Consider the following 20,221-nt stretch of genomic DNA (forward strand, 5'->3'; position numbering starts at 1 on the left):
CGGACGAGAGCCGCTACTTTGCAATCGCCTCCATCTCCGCGAGCACCCGCTCACGCACGAGCGCGATCGGCGGCGCCCCGTGCGCGAGCAGCGTGTCGTGGAATTTCCGCAGGGAGAATCGTTTCCCCAGCCGCCTCTTGGCCTCCTCCCGCAATGCGAGGATCTGCAGCTTGCCCAGCGTGTACGCGAAATAGCCCGGGTCGAATGTTCCACGCACCGCCTGCTCCCGCGCGGTGGCGGGGTCCTGGAAGCATTCTTTCTCGAATCGCTCCGCCGCCTGCTCGACCGTCATGCCTTTCGCGTGGAGGCCCGCCGCGACTACGTAGCGGCAATCACGCAGGAGCGCGTCCGAGAGCTGCCCCAGGCGCGCCTCCGGCTCGTTCGCGGCAAACCCCTCGTCGATCATCATCTGCTCGCCGTAGTGCGCCCACCCTTCCCTGAACGAGTAGCTGGTGAACATCTTCTGGACACGTGTAGGCGATCGATTCTGCCAGAGACCTTGCAGAAAATGGCCCGGCCAAACCTCGTGCGTGGTGATCGAGATCAGCTGGCCTCGCCAGGGCAGGTAAGCCTCCTGCTCGGCCTTGGGCCACGAGGGATCGGGCATCGTGATGTAGAAGAAGGAGGGCACCCGCGCGGTCTCGAAGGGCCCGGGCGCGTCTTGGAAGGCCGAATTCCACCGCATGAACGGCGGCGTCTCCTTCACCAGGATCGGCTCCTGCGAGGGGATCGTCACGATATCTTCTTCGACCACGAAGGCCCGCGCTGCGTCGACGAGCTTCGTCGCCTCGGCGAGGAGCGCTTCGGCTGTCGTGCGCGTCGGCGTCACCTTGCTGCGCAACGCCTCGTAGGCGCGTCGGTTGGCCTCGAGATCCGCCTCTCCGAGGCGCAGAAACTCGTCGAGCGAAAGATGGAGCCCCTCTTGGACCTCGAGGAGCTTCCTGAACCCCGCCTCGCCCAGCGCAAAACTTTGATCCGCGGACGGCAGGTAATCGACGCGCAGGCGCTCGACCATCGTCTCCGCTTCGCGAGCGAGCTTCTCGTTGGTTTGCGTGATCTCCGCGAGCAGGGCGACATCCGTGAGCTTCTGGAGTTGCTTCGGGACGTCCTCGCGCAGGTAACGCACGTAGCCCTTGTAGATATGGATCCCCGTCTCGAGGACCGGCCGTGGAACCGGGCGCGAGAGGTTGGCGAGGGCATGGGCGACCTGCCCGAGCGCGGCTTTTTCGTGCTCGAGGAGCTTGCGCGCCCGCACCTCGAGCGGCGCATAGTCGCGGTCCAGGTAATCGTTCACCGCGAACAGCTCCTCGTATGTCTGCGGCGCCTTCTGGAAGACGTGCATCTCGTCCGCCTCGAAGAGCTCCAAATCGAGCTCCTGCAACAGAAGCGCGCGGTCGAGTGAATCATCGGCCGAGAGGCCCGCGGGCGGCACCGCGGCGAGCTCCTCGCGCGCCTTGCGCGTGCGCGAGAGCCGCGCATCGATGGCGGCTTTGCGGAAATCGGGCACCACCCCGTCGAACGCGTGCAGCCCGAGCTGGCGCGCGCTTTGCGGGTGATCGGCGAGCCACGCATCGACGACGCGATCGCGCAGCGCCGGGAAGCTCTCCGGCGCGCGTGCGGGTCCTTTCACCTGCGTGCCGGCGCTGCAGGCTGGCAGCGCGAGACAGAGCGAGAAGAGCGCCACGAACGAGCGCGCCTTCATGCGTGGGAAATTCCTGCCCGTTCTCACCATACAATCCCCCCAATCCAGCGCCGTGACAGCAGCAGCGCTCTCCGACCGGACGAGCAGCAATGCCCAGGCCGCCGAGGTGTGAGCCGCCAGTTTCCGGAGCGCCTCGCGGACCTGAATGGGTTTCAGGAAAAGACGAACAACGAACGCCCCGGCGGCTGCTCTCCATGGGGTCTGCCCGCCGTCCCCGAACATGGCGAGCGGTTCCCGCAGCTAGGCGCGAAGTTCGCTGGGGAACTTCCCCCAGAATGCATGGCGCGCCGCATTCTAGAGCGCTATTTGGGCCTCAAGAGCGTCCGGGCTCTCTTCTCGATGGGCTCGAACCGCTCGCCCCCTTTTAGCCCGCGGAACTCGTTGGTCCGGAAATCGTAGGTCCGATAGATGACCGGTCGGGGATGAAAGGCGCGGGGGATGCGGAGCAGGGACGCCGACATGCGCTGGGTGAAGTCGTCGCGGCGAACTCAGCCCGGAGCAGCCCCACGCCGTCCACCGGCAACGCGGCGACCTCTTCGGCGCGGTCTGCAATCTCCAGGTCAACACACGGTCCACGGCTGAGATGAGGGCGGCAATCTCCCGCTCGCGCCCGTACACCTTCAGCCGAATCTGGAAGCGCTCCGACACGTCCCGTGCGCGGGAGCGGGAGCGGAAAGGGTTCGATGGGCCCAGAGCCCACCGGGCACGCTCCTGCAGCCCTGCCGCACTCGTGTGCTCACAGACACGAAGGACACCTCGTGGTGCCTACACGCAACTACAACGTAAGTTCACCCGGATCCCTCGTCGACGAGACCCCGGAGGGGGTCGGACCTCGTCGGGTGCCTGGTCGACGAGACCCCGGAGGAGATCGGACTTCGTCGGGGGCCTGGTCGACGAGACCCCGGAGGAGGTCGGACTTCGTCGGGGGCCTGGTCGACGAGGCAGGCGGCGGAGTCCGATCACGGGGGGGGCTCGCCGACGAGGCAGGGAGCGGGAGCGGAGGCGGGAGCGGAGGCGGGAGCGGCAGCGGGAGCGGGAGCGGAAGCGGGAGCGGAAGCGGAGGCGGGAGCGGGAGCGGGAAGCCGTGCCCTGCGATCCCGTCGGCCGGTGCCGTTGTGGGCGCGGGCGCCCCCATTGCTGGCCGTTCAGCGGCCCTCCGGCCCGCAGCCTCACGACACGACACCCCAGCGCGGGTTCGAGGAGGAGCCGCCGCTGTCGGAGCCCGAATCAGCTCACCGCGCCCGGCGCCGCTTGCGGAGGCGGAGCCAGCTCGTCGAGCACCACGATGGCGCGGTCGTACGCAGCGCGGAGGCGCGCCGCGATCGCGGGGCGCTTCTCGGGCACCGCGAGCGAGAGGAGCATGTGGCCCACGTCGAGCAGCGCGCTGGGCCACGCCCTCTTCGCCATGAAGGCGACGAGCCGCTCCAGGGCATCGTCGCGCCGCCCGGCGAGCAGCAGCAATCGCGCGATTTCCACCGAGCGCAGATCCGTGGACGGCGCTTCCGGAGCTCGATCGAACTTCAGCGCCTCGTCCAGGCGACCGATGGCCATCATCATCGTCACGCAGCTCCCCCACCACGCCTGGTGCACGCCCCAGCGCTCCACCACGTCGTCGAAGATCTTGCTGCTGCGCTCGCGATCGACGGCCGCGAACGTCACCAGCAACTGCGAAAGCCACCGCATGCGCAGCCTCACCTGCATGAGGCCCAGCGCTTCGGGAGCGGTGAGCTCCCGGGCTATGCGCTCGAGCCTCCGCTCGTCCGCGGGTGTCCACTCCGTGGAGACGTCCGGCGCGCGCGCTGTCCAGTCGATCTCGAACGACGCGGCGGCGGCCTGGTCGAGGGTCGCGCGCGCCGCGGCCACGTCCGCTTTGCTCTCCGCCACCTTCTCTTCGAGGCTCGGGGCGAGCAGCGCCAACGCGGACTCGGGATCTCCGCTCGCGGCGAGGGCATGGGCCGCGACGACCGGCCCCCGCTCCCACGCGGCGTGCGTGATGAGGCCATCCTGGTAGGACGTCTCGAGCTCGCGGATGCGCTCCTTCGTGGCGTTCACGTCCACGGGCGGCAGCTCGCCGAGCGCGATGAGGGCGAGCGTCCGCGCGTCGCCATCGAGCTTCGGGAGCAGCGCGCGCGCCAGATCGGTCTCGCCGGCTGCGATCATCTCCTCCATGAGGTCCGGCACGGCGTCGCCCTCCACCTCGTCGAGGTGCGATGCGAGATCCTCCACGAACGCAGACGCGCGGAACGTGCCCCGGCGCGCGACCGACTCGGGCTTTGCGATGGGCTCGTCGTCGAACCAGAGCCAATCGAACGCGGGCTTGATGTAGCCCTTGTTCTCCTCGGGCGGGAGGTAGGACCACAGCGCGGCCGCGAGCAGCACGCGGCCCTCGCGCGCGTCGGACCCTTCGTAGGGGGTCTTTTCGTCGTACGACCAGACAGCGCGCGAATCGCCGATCCAGCGATCCTCCTGGTACTTCGAGATGGGCCGGCCCGCCTCCCGCATGAGGCACGCGAGCCATGCCTTCGCCGCCGCGGCGAAGATGGTGGGCGGCAGGGGGCTGATGCGGGCGACGGCGACGCGCGCGACGACGTCGTCCGAAAGGCCGCCGCGCAGGAGGAGAGCGATGTACGAGAGGGCGGGATCGCGGGTCAGCGCCGTGGTGAGGTCATTGTCCCACCGGCGGTCGACCGACGGATGCCGGCGGTACGCCGCGAGCAGCACCTCGCGGGCGAGCGCCTCCTCGCCGGCGCCGGCCAAGGCGCGCGCGGTGATATCGGCCATCCCGGCACGGGTGCTCCGGGAGGCCAAGCGCGCCGCGAGCGCGCCGGCGCCGACCGACACCAGCGCGGGCCCCAGCTCGATCGGGAACATGTTCGGTACGCAGCAGAGGATCGCCGTCGCGAACGCGCGCTCCCACGCCGCCACGTGCTCCTCGATCGACTTCGCGTCGTCGGGCCGGGGCGGCGCGCGCCGGCGTTTCTTCCAGTCGAGCGCGACCTCCACGGTCCGCTCGCTGCGCCCTTCGGCCGCGAGACCGGCGCGCTTCAGGGCGGCCACGACGCGCTCGACGATCCCGCCGTGCGCGCTGTCGTCGTCCGCGATCGCGCCGCCGCACTGCAAGCCGAGCGGGTCTCCAGAGGCGACGTCGTCGAGCATGCCCCAGTGAAAGTAGACATAGCCGCGCACCGCGGTGCCGCGGGCCTCCTCGTCCATCATCTCCGCTTTGATGGCCGGGATCGCGCAGCTCGTGCAGCACCAGAAGCTCTGGCGCGCCACGACGCCCTCGGCTTCCAGCGCGGCGAACGCGCTGTCGAGGCGATCGCAGTCGGTGGTCTCGGGCCACCCTCGCTCTTCGATCGCGCGCTTCTCCAGCGCGGCCGCGAGCGCCGCCCGAACCACGGGCTCGCCGTGATCCGGGAACTGCTCGGTGGCATCCTCGACGATCCGTTCGTCGTCCGAGTACCCGAGGTGGAGCTCGCGTGCGATCATCGCGTCGAGCTTGGAGGGGACGTCTCGATGGCCGAGCATGGCGCCTGGTCGCACGGGACGCTGGACGCCACAAGGACCGGATCGGCACGACGTCGAACCGCGCGACGCGGGCGGCGCCCACGTCGTATCCTGGCGCGATGACGCCCGTGGAGATCACTGTGCTCGACGGCGCCGCCGCGGGCCTCTTGCTGCGCACCGACGCGCCGGTTCGGATCGGCAGCGATCCGGCCTGTGAGATCGTCCTCCCCGACCCGGGCGTGGCCCCGGTCCACGTGATCCTGGAGCCGGGCGAGCCCGGGTGGAGCCTGCGCTCCACGCCCGGCGTGCACGTCGCCGTGCTGCTCGATCGCAAGGGCGGCGGGCCTGCCCACGCCGCGTCGCTGTCGACGCTCGCGTTCCTCGACGTCGGGCCGGTCACCCTGCTGTTCCACAAGCTGGGCGGCCTCTACATCAGCGCGCCGACGATCCACGAGGCCGCGCGCGGCCTGCCCTCGCGATCCTCGGAGGCCGCTCTCCACACGATCGCCAAGCTGTCGCGCGCCCGCGCGGCGCCGGCCATCGCGATGATCGACGACGATCGACTGCTGGTCGCCGGCGGGGAGCCGCCGACGCGCGGGGAGCCGTTCGCCAACGCCGACGTGGTGTCGCTTTCGGCGCGCGAGACACGCGAGATCCCGCTCCAGGTGGCGCGCGTCGCCCCCAAGGCCACGCGGCTCGGCGACGGGCGCGTGGTGATCGCCGGCGGGGGGACGGACACCGTCGAGATCCTCGATCCGTGCACGCTCACGACGGCGCGCGCCGCGTCCATGCGCGCCGCGCGCACCGGCGGCGCGGAGCTCCTGCTGCCCGGCGATCGGGTGCTGGTGCTCGGCGGCCAGCACGAGCGGAGCCCGCACGTGGCCGAGCTCTACGACGCCGCGCGCGACACCTGGACGCCGATCCCCGGACCGCCGCTCTCCCGCGTGGTCATGGCGCGCCTCGACGCGCGCCGCTTCCTGATCGCGAACGATCACGGGTTCTTCGCCCCCCTGCCACCCACCGCGTACTTCGTGCTCGACACCGAGACCTTCACCTTCGAGCCCATCGCGCCGCCCGCGCGCCCGCGCCGCACCCCGTTCCTGGTCTCGCTGGGCGAGGGGCGAGCGCTGGTGGTCTCGGGGCTCCCGTCCTCCGGGCCGGGCGTGACGCGTGAGGTGGACGTGTTCGATCTCGCGACCCGCTCCTTCACGCCGACCGTTGATCTGCGCGCGCCGCGCATGTCCCCGGCCACGGTGGCGATCGACGGGGGCCGCGTGCTGGTGATCGGCGGCGACAGCGCCTACGTGGGCGTCCACAGCGCGGAGGTGATCGACGTGGCGCGGGGCGTGTGCTCCGGCCTGCCGGCGTTGCGCAAGGGCATGAAGCCGACCGGCGCGCTCTCGCTCGGCGACACCGCGGTGGTGGTGGGCCTCGAGGACGTCGCCCTGGCGCGCGGCGAGGCCTGGCCGCCTCCACCGTACGGCCGGCGCGCGGCCTCCCACGGCGGCATCACGTTCCGCTCCGCGCTCGGGTGGGGCCCGCGGGGCCTGGAGCACGCCGAAGTGTGGAGCCCGCGCCCCGGCGGCGCCGCGGCGTTCGCGCTGTTCCGCGGGGTGGCCCCCTACTGCGGCGACGTCGGCGCCGACGTGTGCCGCTGGGTGCTCGGCGAGCTGCTCGCCGAGCACGCCTACGGCGCGCCGCTCCCGGTCGCGACCGCGACGCCGCCGCTCGGCGTCCGCGACCACCACCACCGCTGGACCTCGCACGTCCTGGATCGCGCGCCGCTGCCCGCCGATCCGCTGGCGCTCCCCGAGGCGCTGGCGGCGCGCATCGACGCCGCGCTCGCCGCCATGAACGCCGCCGATCCGCGCTTCGGCGTGCTCGCCGAGGGCGTCATCGCCGCCGTGGTGCGGGGGCGCGTGCGCCTCGTGCGCCGCGGGGCCACGCGCGTCTACCGGGTGCGCGGCGGGCAGGCGTCGATCGTGGTGGACGAGCACGGGGTGATCGAGCACATGCTCGCGAGCGGCCACCTCACGAAGGAAATGCTCGAAGGAGAAGCGGGCGCAGAGCTCCGGAAGCACCTCGACAACGCCTCCGCCTCGTCCTTCGGCCGCACCGAGGGAGCCCAGCCGGCGTTCGACATCGCGGTCGAGCCGGGCGACCGGCTGGTGCTGGTCCCCTGGGCGGTGCGCAAGGGGGTGAGCGACGCCGAGCTCGCGGCGGCGGTCGTCGATCCGTCGTTCGCGGCGCTGACCGCGTGGGCGGAGCGAGAGGAGCGCGGGTATGGAGTGGTGTCGATCCGCGTGACTGGCTGAGCGTCTGGAAACGCGAGATCCATCTCGCCACCGCTGGCTATCGACGCTCGGTCCGCAATTCGCGGATACGAGCGCCAACTTTCGAGGAAACTGCACTGCGATCGATTCGTCGGGACCTAGTTCACCTGCTCGTTGCGATGGTCGCGACGTCGATGTCGCCAGCCGCCGCCGCCGTGACCTCGCCTTGCACGAGCACGGCAAGCAGCATCGTCCGGGGATCGGCGCCGGGGACGCCCCAAAGGGCGGCCACGGGGTCCGAAGTGGCACCGACCCGCGCCAGCGGGGCCGATCCGGCGGCTGCGGTATGCGGATCCGGCGGGTCGCGCCGAGTCAGGGGGGGCCGGAACCCGTAGCGGGAGCGGAAGCGTGAGCGGCTGCGGGAGCGGGAGCGGAAGCGGGAGCGGAAGCGGAAGCGGGAGCGGAAGCGGAAGCGGAAGCGGGAGCGGGAGCGGCAAGAGGGATCTGTTTTTGTACCGCTGCTGAGGAAGGGGGGTAGGTCGAGTGCCGAGTGGGCCATGGGCCTTACCAGGTGTGGCGGCCGCCAGGGATGATCGATGAAGAGCTAGGCAATCGGCGCGCCTTTTATGGCGTAGCAGCGCGACTGCCTGCGCTGTGCGTGGTGGATCCGAGCCGGTCGCCGCAAGCCGTGGGCGTGGCTTCTGCGGCATGTATTTTCCGTCGACGTGACGGTGTGCCCGAAGTGCGCGGGCACGATGCGATGGCGAAATGTCGCGCTCATACCGGATGCAATTCGCGTGCAGATTGGCCCGCGCAGGGCTCTCGGCGCGTGGACCGCAGATGCGTAAGCGTGTGCCCCTCGGGCAACTCTCGCTGCCATTCTCGAAAGCGCACCGGCGAGAGCAGCCCTGATGCGGCGCCTTCGGTGAACGTCTCGGGCCCCGCTGTTTGCCGGCGCCGATGCATATGTGTGCTCGCAGTGCAAGAAACTTCGATGACGAGCAGGACTTTCCGCGTGAGGCCCACGCGTGGTGGCGTCATGCTGTGGCCGGGGATACGGCCGCGGTGGGGGGCAGCGGGGTGACGACTCCTGCGCGAGGGTGAAATTGGCGGGTTATTTTTCCTAAGCGCTCGGCATACAATCCGTATTGTGCGCTGGCTCTTCGGGCTCTTTGCCATCGGCATCGCGGCGTGCGGCCCGTGGACGACGCGGCCGTGCCTCAAGAGCGACAGCGCAGCAACACGGTGGGTTCGCCAGGGTTGGCACGATGCGACGGAGCCGACGGGCTCTTGGCAGACGCGCATCTGCGCCACGGAACTCGTGATCACGTACGGCTACGACGACGAGAGGCCCGATGCGCCCGCGTGCACCGAGGAGATCGTCGACCGTCTCGAGTCCGACTTCTTCCGTCACTCGCCGATCGCAAACAATCGCCTCCAGCTGGCGCGAGTCGTCGGGATCACGACGATGAAGCAGCTGCGTGATTACTGGCCGGAGAAGACGCGCGTCCTCCTTCGCCTCGCCGCACTCCGCCCCGAAGGCATCGCCGACTACGAATCGACGCCCGGCGAGCACGGTCCACCGCTGGAGAAGGAAATGTTTCGGCGCCTCGCGCTGGGCGCGCTCGCAGACGGCCATCTGGGTGCAAACTACGACGAGGCTCACGCCGCCGCTCTCGCCCAGCGGCGCGGCGCAAGAGACGCGATCGAGCGTCGGCTGCTCGAGCCCGCCGTCGAGCTGCACTTCGAGCGCGCGCTCTCGAGCTCGACGACTCTCTTCGACCAGATCCTGGCCGAGACGAAGGCCGCGCTCGACCGCGACTACGAGGAGGTCGAGCACGGGTTGATCCTCGATCACCTGCAGCTCATGGCGCGATACGCGAAGCTCTTCGGACGCGAGGGGCTCGCCTCAGGCTTCTTTCGCACCATCGTCGACCGGCAGGCGCGCGTGGCGTCCGTGCGCGGGAGGCCCGCCGCGCGGCGAGATCTGTACGTCGCGGCGAGGATGGCCGAGCTCGAATGTCACATGGACCGCAAGGACCTCGTCTCGTTCTCGAAGCGCTGGTACGAAGCGCCGTCGCGCAGCCTGGACGAGAGCCTCTTCATCCCCGCTCTGTACGAACGCGGGTTCGATTGCCGAGGGAAGACGGCCCAGGAGCTCGAGCTGCCTACGCTCCTCGACCGCCTCGCGCAGGGAACGCTCTCCACCGGCTCAACGCTCTCGAAAGACGGAAAAGCGGTGCTCCGGATTCTCCCCGAGCATCCGGAGCTGGTGACCGATCCCGCCGTGCGCGCGTTCTTCTTGACTCACTCTGACGCGTTTCAGGTCCTGCAACCCTATTGGATCCACGATCATCTGACGCCCGTCCAGCGCGTGATTGCCGCGAGCGAGCCCAGCGATCCGCAGGTGCGTGCGCTCCTCCAAGGCTTCCTTCGTCGATTCGCAGAGGCTCCGACGCTCCGCGAACGGGATCTGCTGCTCGTCGCACGCCACGCGAAAGCGTTCGGCCTCGAATCCGAAGTCCGTGCGCAGGCCGACGCCTTGAGCGCGCATGCGGTGAAGGCCAGCTTCCCCGGGCTCGATACGATGATGGCGGAGGGAGTCCGCGCTTCCCTCGACGTGGCGACGCTGGAGCCCTGGTAGGGCTAGAGCCGGAGCGTCGGCACCGCAACCAAGTTGACCAGGAACCAGCCCGCAGAACCGCAGCGCGGGAATCTGGCGATGATGGGAGCCGGAAGCGGGAGCGGGAGCGGAAGCGGAAGCGGAAGCGGAAGCGGGAGCGGAAGCGGGAGCGGAAGCGGGAGCGGGAGCGGGAGCGGCGGCGGGAGCGGAAGCGGGAGCGGCGGCGGCTGCGGGATTCAGAGAACCCGCTCGGGGACGGCGAGCGTACCGTCGTGCTCGGCCTCTTCAAGGCCAAGCCGTCCTCGCCGTCCTCGCAGCACTGCGTGCTGCTCCGGGCGGCTCCGGGCGGTGCTGCGCAGCCTTGAAGAGGCCTCCGCGCGACGGTGTGGGACGGGGGTCCCGACGAAAGGGTCGTCGGACGGAGGGTTTCGTCATGCTGAGGATTTACGAGGTCATTTTGGTTATGGCTGGGGACGCGGCGGGGATCGCAGAGCAGATTGAACGGAGGGATTCCGATCTGGCTCGGCAACTGCGCAGGGCCATGCATAGCGTCGCCCTCAATGTGGCCGAAGGCGCGGGGAACACGGCGGGACATAAACGGCAGCGTTATCAAACAGCCCTCGGTTCCGCCCGGGAGGTGCTCGCCTGCATCCAGGTCGCACAGGCCATGCGCTACATCGGCACGGTCGATGCACGCATGCTCGATCGCATGGACCACGTCATCGCCACCCTCGGCCGCCTCGTCTACCGCCGCGCATCGTGACCCCCGCAAGGCGGGCCGTCCCTCACCGGACGGCCCGCCAAACGGCCTGGATCGCAGCATCCATAACGATGCTCCTCGCGCCTTTTGCGGCGGATCGTGGCTCGTCCCGCGACGAACCCGTCCCCTCATTTCGCAATTGCTTTTCCCCCCGATTCATGAGACCAAAACAAGCGACGCCAGCCGGTGCTAGCAACACCGACCGGCGTCTGACCCGCAAACCCCAATCGAGCTGGAGTTCACAAGCTGTGAGCAACGTAGACGTCTATCCTGAATCCGCCAAGAAACCAGCAACCCTTCCCTCCCCGGAGGCGACCTTCGCGCGGTTTTACCGTGAATCCTGGGACTTCGTTCGGCGCGTCCTTCTGAAGCGTGGCGTTCCGGAGCGGGAGGCGGACGACCTCGTGCAAGAGGTGTTCATTGTTGCTTGGAGGCGACGCGACGGCGTCGCGTTTGGCGAACAGGCGCGGCTGTGGCTCTCCATGGTGGCGCTCTACATCGCATCGAATCATCGGAAGCTCGCGCGGAATCGGACGGAAGAGCTCCCGGGAGAGCTCCCGGAGCTGGCGGTCTTTCCGCGGGTGATCGAGGGAATCGACGCCGCCCACCTCCTTGCGAGGGCCCTTCGCAAACTCGGCCGCAAGGTCGCTGCCGTGCTGGTCGCCTATGAAATCGAGGGCCGCTCGATGCCGGAAATCGCCCGAATGCTTCGAGTCCGACGGACGACCGCCTACGCCCGGCTGCAACTGGCGCGAAACCGTCTGGCGCTACACGCCCCCCTCTGACGCTCGGCGAAAACGGCGGGCCGCCCGGTGAGGGACGGCCCGCTTTACGCTTCACCGCCGCGTCAGCCGGTGCAAGGTAGCGATGATGTGGTCCAGCGAATCGCGCAGCTCATCATCCACCGCTTCTACGTACCCGAGTGCCTCTGCCACGTCCAGACACGCTCGAACCTCTGCCGCCGAGCCCATGGCCGTGTGCCATCGTGCCCGTTCGTTCCGCCCCTGCGAATACGCGCCTTCATTCAAGTTCAGCGGCACGCTGGTGGCGGCGCGCCGTAGCTGATCCGCGAGATTCGCATCTTTCCCGCCGATCTTCTCGATGACCGGCCGCAGCCGCCGCAGCATTTCGATCGTGACGCTGTAGATCCTCAGAGCCATTGCTTCCTCCTTCCCCGACCGGGGCCCCTGCCCCACGCCCGCGCGCGGAGGGTGTCGCAAGGCTGCGAGGCTTTGCCTCGCACCGCCCGGAGCCGCCCGGAGCGCGAAGCGCGAGGACGGCGAGGACGGCTTGGCCTTGCGCCACCCGAGCACGCGGGCATGCTCGCCCCCCCCGGACGAGAGCGCCTTTGAATTCGCGTCCGACACGCGGAAGCGGAGGCGGGGGCGGCAGCGGAAGCGGCAGCGGCAGCGGCAGCGGCAGCGGAAGCGGCAGCGGGGGCGGCAGCGGAAGCGGCAGCGGAAGCGGCAGCGGAAGCGGAAGCGGAAGCGGAAGCGGAAGCGGAAGCGGGGGCGGGGGCGGCAGCGGCAGCGGCAACCGGGATCTGAGCTGGCCCGCTGCTTGCGATACTTGGATGTCCTATCCCGAGAGCCTAAGCTGATAGAACAATCGAAGGAACGCACCCCATGACCTCTTTGCCCCAAGGCCCCACCAACAACCTCCTGATGAACATCCAGGGGATCCTCGACCCCATCGGCTACACGCTGCGCATGCGGGAGCGCTACGGCGATCCGATGTCGGCCCCGAAGATGGACGGCAAACCGGTGCTGGCCACCGGCAGCGTGGAGGGTCTACGCGCCGTGTTCGCGGCGCCGCCGGAGACCTTCGACCAGATGCTGGTCGAGAACTTCACCGTGCTGTTCGGAGAGTCGTCGCTGTTCGCGCTCTCGGGCGCGCGGCACACGGCCATGCGCAAGCTGCTCATGCCGCCGTTTCACGGGCAGCGCATGCGCCTGTATGGGAAGCAGATCTGCGACCTCGCCCTGCAGCACTCCCGGGACTTCAAGCCGGGCGAGCAGCTCGTGGCGCAGGACCTCATGCACAAGATCTCGCTGCAGACGATCATCCACATCGTGTTCGGAGTCACTGCACCGGAGGAAGCGGCGCGCCTCGAGAAGCTGCTCGAGGCGCTGCGCGAGAGCTTCTCCTTCGGCCTGACCGTCACCCTCATAATTCCCTGGCTGCGCCGGGAGCTCGGGGGCTTCGGCCCGTGGGCGCGCAAGCTGCGCGCGACCCGGGACCTGCGCAACTTCCTCGATCCGGAGCTCGCCCGCCGCCGAGCCGAGCCCGCCGAGCGCACCGATATCCTGAGTCTGCTCCTGGAAGCCCGCCAGGAAGACGGGACGGCGCTCGACGACCAGCAGATCTTCGAGCAGCTCCACACGCTGCTCGTCGCGGGGCACAGCACGACCGCGGGCGCGCTCTCCTGGGCGCTCTATTTTCTCGGAAACGCGCCAGCCGCGCTGCGCCGGCTGCAGGACGAGCTGACGGCGCTGGGCACGGATCCGGAGCCCGAGGCGCTGGCCAAGGCGCCGTATCTGGAAGCGGTGTGCAACGAGACGCTGCGCCTGCGCCCGCCCAGCCCGGGGGTGGGGCGCAAGCTGAATACGCCAATGCGAATCGCGGGCTACGATTTGCCGGCCGGAGCAGGCGTGTTCGCGCAAATCATCTGGGCCCACCACGATCCCGCGGTCTTTCCGGAGTCGGAGGTGTTTCGTCCCGAGCGATTCCTGGAGCGAACCTATTCCCCCTTCGAATTCCTGCCGTTTGGCGGCGGGAATCGGCGCTGCATCGGGGCCGCGTTTGCGCTGTACGAGATGAAGCTTGTCCTGGGCACGCTGCTGCGGCGCTACAGCTTCGAACTCGTGTCCAAGAAGCCGGTGCGGGTGGGGCTGCAGGGTCTGCCCGGCTCTCCCGTGCGCGTGATCGTGCGGTAATTCGTGCCGCAGCGAATTCTACTGAGGTGCGCCGACGTCCCGAAGGAAGCGGGGAGCGGAAGCGGAAGCGGGAGCGGGAGCGGCGGCGGAAGCGGAAGCGGAAGCGGCGGCGGAAGCGGAAGCGGCGGCGGGAGCGGAAGCGGGAAGCGAAATCTATTTGTTACCGTTCCTGGAGGAAGGGGGCAGGTCGTGCGCCTGAGGAGGCACGGGCCTTCGCAGGGGGTGGCGGTCGCCACGGCGGCGGGTGGCGGCCGCCCTCGGCAATCGATGGTTTGCCCTAAGCACACCCCGAAAGCAGCACCCGCTGGAAGCTCACCTGGATGCGGCTCTCGACCAGCCGCGCGAGGCTCTCCACCTCGCGATCCGTGAGCCCCTGTCGCTCGCGCAAGAGACGCCTCGCCTCGCCGTCGAGCTTCTCGCGGATGGCCGAGAGCCAGCGCGCCGCCGTCGCCCGGTGCACCCGGTACGTCGCCCCGATCGTGTCGATCGAGAGCCCATGCAAAAGGTGCATCCGGAGCAACGTCCGCTCCCGCGGCGAAAGGCCCCTCAACGCATCCTCGATCGCCGCCTTGAACGCCGCGCGATGTTGCTCCTTCAGCGCGTCGAGCTCCGGATCACCCTCCGCCGCGAGCTCCTCGAGCAGCGGCGCATCCCCCAGCGCGAGCCGATGATCCTGCCGCCTCAAATTCAATGCCGTCCGCATCGCCGCCACGCGGATCACACCCGCCAGATCCCCATGCGCCGCCGCCGCGAGGATCCGCGCCGGCTGCCCTCCCTGCGCCACGAACAGCTTCTCCCGCAGGCTCTGGAGCGCCTCGTCGATCGCGTCCGCCGAAAACCCCATCCGCGAGAGCGCCGCCCGCGCCCCAGGAAACGCGCGCGCCTCGAGCTCACGCAGCGCCTTGCCGTGCCCACGCGCACACGCCAGCGCGAGCCACATCTCCACCGCCGCCCGCTCCGGAGGCGCGCTCGAGCCCGTCGCGTGCGCCGCAAGCTCGGCGCCAAATTCGTCCTCGGGGACCTCGATCCCCGGCCACGCTTCCCGCGCCCGTCGCGCGAGCGCCCGGATCGCGCCTTCTTCACGCAGCTCTGCCACGAGGCTCGACATGCCGCTTCGACCATAGCATCCATGCGCCGGTGACTTGCCCCTCCGAGTTCACCCTGCTCGCGTTTGTCAGAGGCAGCCTCGCCGACGAGGAGCATACGCGAACCGAGTCGCACCTCGACGTCTGCCCCGCTTGCCTCGCAATCGTCGCCGCTCTCGCCCGCACCGAGCCCTTCTCCCCCGACGCACCCCCGAGCCCGCCCCCCAGCCCGCTCCTGCCCGACGGCTCCCCCAGATACACGCCCGGCGCCGAGATCGCGCGAGGCGGGATGGGGCGCATCCTGAAGGCCGACGATCGGCTGCTCAGGCGCCCCGTCGCCCTCAAACTCCTGCGCCGCAGCGCCGAAGGGCTCGAGCGCCGCTTTGTACGCGAGCAACGCATCACCGCCCGCCTCCAGCACCCGGCCATCGTCCCGGTCTACGACGCCGGCGTCCTGCCCACCGGCGAGGCCTTCTTCGTCATGCGCCTCGTGAAGGGTGAAAGCCTCGATCGCAGCGCGGCCAAAGCGCGCTCTTTCGAGGAGCGGCTCCGCCTCCTGCCCGCCGTGATCGGCGTCGTGGACGCGGTGGCCTACGCCCACGGCGAAGGCGTCGTCCACCGCGACCTCAAGCCCCAGAACGTCCTCGTCGGTCCCTTCGGTGAGGTCGTCGTCGTCGACTGGGGCCTCGCCCGCGAGCGCGACGAGAGCGCCGACAGGGCGAGAGCCTCGGACGAAGCCAGCGCCCTCGAACCGATGACCACGCGCGACGGCGAGGTGCTCGGAACCCTCGCCTACATGGCCCCCGAGCAGGTGCGCGGGCAAGCCGCCGATGCGCGTTCCGACGTGTATGGCCTGGGCGCGATCCTCTACCACGTGCTCACCGGCGCCCCGCCCCACGCCGGCCGCGGCGATTCGCTCTCGACGCGCGCCGCCGAGCACGCTCCCGAGCGGCTCGCCCGAAACGCCCCCGACGCGCCGCCCGATCTCGCCGCCATCGTCCAGCGCGCGATGGCGCCCGAGCCCGAGGTGCGATACCCGTCCGCCCAGGATCTCGCCGAGGACCTCAAGCGCTGGCAAGCCGGCCGGCTCGTCGCGGCCCACAGATACACGACCAGCGATCTCGTCCGGCGCTTCGTGCGGCGGTATCAGGCGGCCTTCCTCGTGGCGAGCGCGGCGCTCGTCGTGCTCCTCGTCCTTGGCGCCGTGGGGCTGCGGCGCATCTTCGCGGAGCGGGCCTTCGCACGCGCGGAGCAGGCGCGGGCCGAGTCCGCCAGGGCGCGCGCCGAGTCGGAGCGGGCCGCCGCGGAGGCGCTCGTGAGCTTCATCCTGGGGGATCTGCGCGATCGGCTCGAGAGGGTCGGGCGCCTCGACGCGCTCGACGGCGTCGCCCGGGCCGTCAAGGACTACCAAGATCGCTCGGTCGGCGCCGAGGACGCCGGCGCGCTGCTCCGGCGAGCCGAGGTCGCGGGTCTCGCGGGGGATGTCGCCTTCGCGCGCGGCGATCTCGCGGGCGCCGAAGAGAGCTACCAGCGCAGCAGGACCGCGGCGGACAGCGCAGGCGCCGGGGACCTGGCCGCGGCGGCGCGCTGCCTTGCGGCGGTCCGGCTCGGGGATGTTCACAAGCGCCGCGGAGAACTCGATGAGGCGACCACGCTGTACGAATCTTGCGCGGCGATGGGCCGGGAGGGGGCGGGGCCGGAGCTCCGTGGGCTCTTCGTGAGGACCCACGTGGCGCTCGCCGAGGTGGCGCGCTTGAGGGGCGATCTGCTGGCTTCTCGGAGGCTCCTCGAGCTGGCGCGGCCGGCCGCGCTTTCGCTCGTCGCCGAGGCGGGCGGCCCGGCGTCCGAGGCTTCGCGCTTGCTGTTCTCGTTGCGTTGTGATCGGTGGAAGACGCTGAACCTCTCGGGGGAAGTCCGCGCCGAGCGCGAGGAGGCGGTCGCGGCGCTGGATCTCGCCCGCGCCCGGGTCGCGGCGCGCCCGGATGACATGGTGGCCCGGTACGATCTGGCGAGCGCGGAGATGCAGCTCGGGGCGGCGGACGAGCACGCGGGGGAGCTCGCCGCGGCCGAGCCTTCGTATCGCGCGGCGCACGCCGGGTATCGCGCGCTCGCCGAGAGGGATCCGTCGAACATCGAGTGGCAGCGGGCCGTGGGGGCGATGTCGGATCGGCTCGGGGCCTTGGCCATCGCGCGGGGCGACGCGGAGGCGGCATTGCCGTGGATGCGGGAGAGCGACGCTTCGTCGGCGCGGCTCGTCGCGCTCGCCCCGGACAACCTGGAGTGGCAGCGGGATCAGTCGGTGTCGGCGCTGGCGCTGGGGGACGTCTTGCGGGCTCTGCGCCGCGTGGACGAGGCTCGGGTCGAGATGCGCCGCGCGGTGGACTTGCTGGAAAAGCTCGCGGAGAAGGCGCCGGATGCGCGGCGGTCGGAGCATGATCTGGGGGTGGCGCTTGGGCATCTCGGGCAGCTCGAGCTGGAGACGAAGCGGCTCGACGTGGGCCAGGCGGCGCAGCGGCGAAGCGTCGAGCTGCTGAAGAGGCACCTCGCGGCGGTGGACACGCCGCAGAACCGGCACGAGGTCGCGGCGGCCCTGCTCATTCTGGCGGAAAACGAGCGGGGCCCGTCCGCGGCGGCGCACGTCGACGAGGCCCTCGCGATCCTGCGGCCGATCGAGGCTACGGCCGAGGAAAACGCCGATCTGCGTGATCTGATCCAGGACGCCCGCAAGCTCGAGCGCAAGGTGAAGGGGCGCCGCTGATCAGGCGCGGCGTTGGATACGGCGGCCGCGCGCCACGAGCATGCCGAGGCCGAGGACGAAGAGGGCCGCGCGGCTGTCGTTGACCGGACGGTCTCCCGGAACGCTGCAATCACAGCCGCCGTCCTCGGCAACGGAGCCGCCGCTGCCGCCGCTTCCGCCGGAGCCACCGCTTCCGCCGGAGCCGCCAGAGCCGCCGCTTCCGCCGGAGCCGCCAGAGCCGCCGCTTCCGCCAGAGCCGCCGCTTCCGCCAGAGCCGCCACTTCCGCTCATGCACACGCCGCCGGAGCACGTCCCGGCGGTGCATACGGCGCCATCCGGCGCGCTGGCATCGACGGGGCAATCGTTCGCGGCGCCGTTGCAGGTCTCGGCGATGTCGCATTCGCCGGAGGCAGCGCGGCATTCGGTGCCCATGGCGCGTTTTTCATCCGCAGGGCAATCGTTTGCGGCGCCGTCGCAGACCTCGGCGACGTCGCACGCGCCTACGCTCGCGCGGCAATCCGTGCCCGCAGCGAGCGGCACGCAGGTTCCATCCGCCGCCGCGCCCTCCGCCATGCTGCATGCCTGGCAATCGTCCGCGGCGCCGCCACCGCAGGCCGTATTGCAGCAGACGCCGTCGACGCAGAACCCGCTCTTGCAATCGAGCGCGCTTGCGCACGAGCTCCCTGGGTTCGACTTGACGTCGAAGATGTAGGCGGATCCGGCGTCGAGCACCAACCCGTCGTCGAGGTGCGCCCCCACGATCGCCATGCCACCCGAGAGTGCGACCGAAATGCCGAGGCGGTCGTCCATCGCGCCGTCGCTCGCGACGAGCTTCGCCTGTTCGGTCCAGGCCTCGCCGCTTCGCTCGAAGAGGTAGGCCGCCCCGGAACCCGCCGCCTGCGCGGCCGCGCCGTACGCGCCGAGGATCGCCTTGTTCCCCTCGAGGCCGACCTCGTAACCGAGGCCATCGCCCGCCACCCCGTCGCTCGCGAGGAGCTTCGCTTGCGTGGTCCACGTGGCTCCGCTCCGTACGAACACATAACCAGCGCCGGAGCTATAGCCCTTCGCACTGTGCTTGTACGCCCCGACGAGCGCGGTGTCTGCCGAGAGCGCCACCGACATCCCGAAGTAATCTCCTGCCTTCGCGTCGCCCGGCACGAGCTTCGCCTGCTGGGTCCACGCCGATCCGCTCCGCACGAAGACATAGGCCGTACCGGTCTTCACGCCATTGTCGTCCCCTTCCTCGGCTCCGATGAGCGCGGTATCTCCCGAGAGGGCCACCCCGCTGCCGAAAATGCTGGAGGGCACGCCGTCGCTCGCCACGAGTTTTGCTTGCTGCGTCCAGATGCCATTGTGCACGAAGACATAGGCCGAGCCCGAGTATGCGCCCTTCGCGTCGTCGTTCTCCGCGCCGATGAGCGCGGTCGTCCCCTCGATCGCGACCGATCGGCCAAAGAGGTCGCCCGCCGTGAGGTCGCTCGACACGAGCTTCGCATGCTGCGTCCAGACGCCGCCGCTCCGCACGTAGACATACGCCGAGCCGCCCGTCTGGTTGTCATAAGGCGCCCCGATGAGCGCGCGGTCCCCGGAGAGCGCGACGACATAGCCGAACCGGTCCGACCCCTCGCCGTCGGACGGCACGATCTTCGCCTGTTGCATCCAGATGCCGCCCGCACGCACGTAAACGTACGCGGCGCCCGACGCGGACCCCTTATCATCGTCCCAGGGCGCCCCGACGAGCGCGGTGTCCCCGGAGATCGCGACCGAAAGGCCAAAGAAGTCGCCCTCCGCGGCGTCGCTCGCCGTAAGCTTCGCCTGCTGCGTGATCAGCGGATCGATCTCCACCGGATACACGGCGCCCGCATCATCAACGTGAATGGTGAGCCGCCGATCTTCGAGGGAGAGCCACGCCGGGAGCTCCCTGCCCGTCGCGTCCGTCGCGTAGAGCTCCGAATAAGCGAGCCCCCTCCGACCTGCGCCATCGGCGAGCTCGAGCGCGTCGCCGCGCCCATCACCGTCCTCATCCACGATCGCGGCAAGCAGATCGCCGCCGAGCTCCAGCGCGACGACCTTCGTGCCCGCACAAGCAGGCGCCCGCGCGAGCGTAAAACCTTGTTCGAGCCCGAGGGGTCCGTTCAGATACCATTCTTCGAGGTTCTCGCGTCGATAACGAATGAAATTCCCTTCCGCCTCGGGCGAGGCCTCGCCGAGCGTCGCGACGGCCGATGCGCAGCCGAACCCCGTCGCGCGCATCGAAAACGTGAGCCCCCCGTCGCGCGAGGTCACGGACACGCCGGCGCCGTCGAGCGTCGTCGAGAACGCTTGCGCCTCGTTCTCGGCACGCAGGCGGCCGGGCGACGATGCCTCCGCGGCATAACGCGGCGGCGCCCCGCGCTGCGTCGAAGCGATGTAGGCCGCGCGTAGGTCCCTCCCCATCGCGGCGGGTGCATGCCGCGCCGGGGGCTCTGCGGCTGCCCGAGCCGTGCCCTCGGTCGCGGGCTCCCCCCCGCAGGCTGCCGTGACGGCGCCGACCCCGAGGGCGAGGACAAGACATCGCAGCTCGACGAAATGCGTTTGCTTTCCGTTCATTGCATTCTC

12 protein-coding genes and 1 pseudogene are annotated in these 20,221 nt (G+C 70.1%); 6 read left to right on the forward strand and 7 right to left on the reverse strand.

Annotation, left to right across the window (positions count from 1 at the left end; genetic code table 11):
- Positions 1-13 precede the first annotated feature (13 nt).
- From QHF89_RS37815 to QHF89_RS37820, 3 genes and pseudogenes are all read right to left on the reverse strand, one after another.
- A complete protein-coding gene (locus QHF89_RS37815; RefSeq protein WP_284721438.1) occupies positions 14-1,702 on the reverse strand; it encodes a DUF885 domain-containing protein in 1,689 nt (562 codons plus the stop codon).
- Positions 1,703-2,037: 335 nt separating this feature from the next.
- A pseudogene (locus QHF89_RS50045) lies at positions 2,038-2,267 on the reverse strand (putative PEP-binding protein); the annotation flags it as partial.
- 662 nt (positions 2,268-2,929) lie between these two features.
- Complete coding sequence (locus QHF89_RS37820; RefSeq protein WP_136972614.1) at positions 2,930-5,230, reverse strand: DUF6891 domain-containing protein; 2,301 nt, start codon at positions 5,228-5,230, stop codon at positions 2,930-2,932.
- 98 nt (positions 5,231-5,328) lie between these two features.
- Here QHF89_RS37820 and QHF89_RS37825 point away from each other — a divergent pair, with 98 nt between their 5' ends.
- Complete coding sequence (locus QHF89_RS37825; RefSeq protein WP_136972613.1) at positions 5,329-7,524, forward strand: FHA domain-containing protein; 2,196 nt, start codon at positions 5,329-5,331, stop codon at positions 7,522-7,524.
- A 121-nt stretch (positions 7,525-7,645) separates the two neighbouring features.
- Here QHF89_RS37825 and QHF89_RS37830 read toward each other — a convergent pair whose 3' ends face one another.
- Positions 7,646-7,774 (reverse strand): hypothetical protein, encoded by a 129-nt coding sequence (locus QHF89_RS37830; protein WP_284721439.1) that lies wholly within the window; start codon positions 7,772-7,774, stop codon positions 7,646-7,648.
- An 858-nt stretch (positions 7,775-8,632) separates the two neighbouring features.
- Between QHF89_RS37830 and QHF89_RS37835 the strand changes: the two genes are divergently transcribed.
- The 3 genes from QHF89_RS37835 (at position 8,633) to QHF89_RS37845 (ending at position 11,650) form a co-directional block, all read left to right on the forward strand.
- Entirely contained in the window at positions 8,633-10,126 is a 1,494-nt protein-coding gene (locus tag QHF89_RS37835; protein ID WP_136972612.1) for a hypothetical protein, read from the forward strand.
- A gap of 412 nt (positions 10,127-10,538) precedes the next feature.
- On the forward strand, positions 10,539-10,868 hold the full coding sequence (locus QHF89_RS37840) for a four helix bundle protein (RefSeq protein ID WP_136972611.1): 330 nt from the start codon (positions 10,539-10,541) through the stop codon (positions 10,866-10,868).
- Between the two features lie 245 nt (positions 10,869-11,113).
- Complete coding sequence (locus QHF89_RS37845) at positions 11,114-11,650, forward strand: RNA polymerase sigma factor (protein ID WP_284721440.1); 537 nt, start codon at positions 11,114-11,116, stop codon at positions 11,648-11,650.
- A 51-nt stretch (positions 11,651-11,701) separates the two neighbouring features.
- On the opposite strand, the gene QHF89_RS37850 is transcribed toward QHF89_RS37845, so the two are convergent.
- Positions 11,702-12,025: a four helix bundle protein gene (locus QHF89_RS37850; protein ID WP_136972609.1), complete on the reverse strand. Its 324-nt coding sequence runs from the start codon at positions 12,023-12,025 to the stop codon at positions 11,702-11,704.
- 465 nt (positions 12,026-12,490) lie between these two features.
- On the opposite strand from QHF89_RS37850, the gene QHF89_RS37855 reads away from it, so the two are divergent.
- Entirely contained in the window at positions 12,491-13,801 is a 1,311-nt protein-coding gene (locus tag QHF89_RS37855) for a cytochrome P450 (RefSeq protein ID WP_136972608.1), read from the forward strand.
- Positions 13,802-14,078: 277 nt separating this feature from the next.
- Here QHF89_RS37855 and QHF89_RS37860 read toward each other — a convergent pair whose 3' ends face one another.
- On the reverse strand, positions 14,079-14,909 hold the full coding sequence (locus QHF89_RS37860) for a sigma factor-like helix-turn-helix DNA-binding protein (protein WP_136972607.1): 831 nt from the start codon (positions 14,907-14,909) through the stop codon (positions 14,079-14,081).
- 29 nt (positions 14,910-14,938) lie between these two features.
- Between QHF89_RS37860 and QHF89_RS37865 the strand changes: the two genes are divergently transcribed.
- Positions 14,939-17,644: a protein kinase domain-containing protein gene (locus QHF89_RS37865; protein WP_136972606.1), complete on the forward strand. Its 2,706-nt coding sequence runs from the start codon at positions 14,939-14,941 to the stop codon at positions 17,642-17,644.
- Here QHF89_RS37865 and QHF89_RS37870 read toward each other — a convergent pair whose 3' ends face one another.
- Positions 17,645-20,212 carry a hypothetical protein gene (locus QHF89_RS37870; RefSeq protein WP_284721441.1) on the reverse strand — a complete coding sequence of 856 codons (2,568 nt, stop codon included), beginning with the start codon at positions 20,210-20,212 and terminating at the stop codon, positions 17,645-17,647. It abuts the gene before it with no gap.
- Positions 20,213-20,221 lie beyond the last annotated feature (9 nt).

Source organism: Polyangium sorediatum, from assembly GCF_029946465.1.
GTDB lineage: Bacteria > Myxococcota_A > Polyangia > Polyangiales > Polyangiaceae > Polyangium > Polyangium fumosum.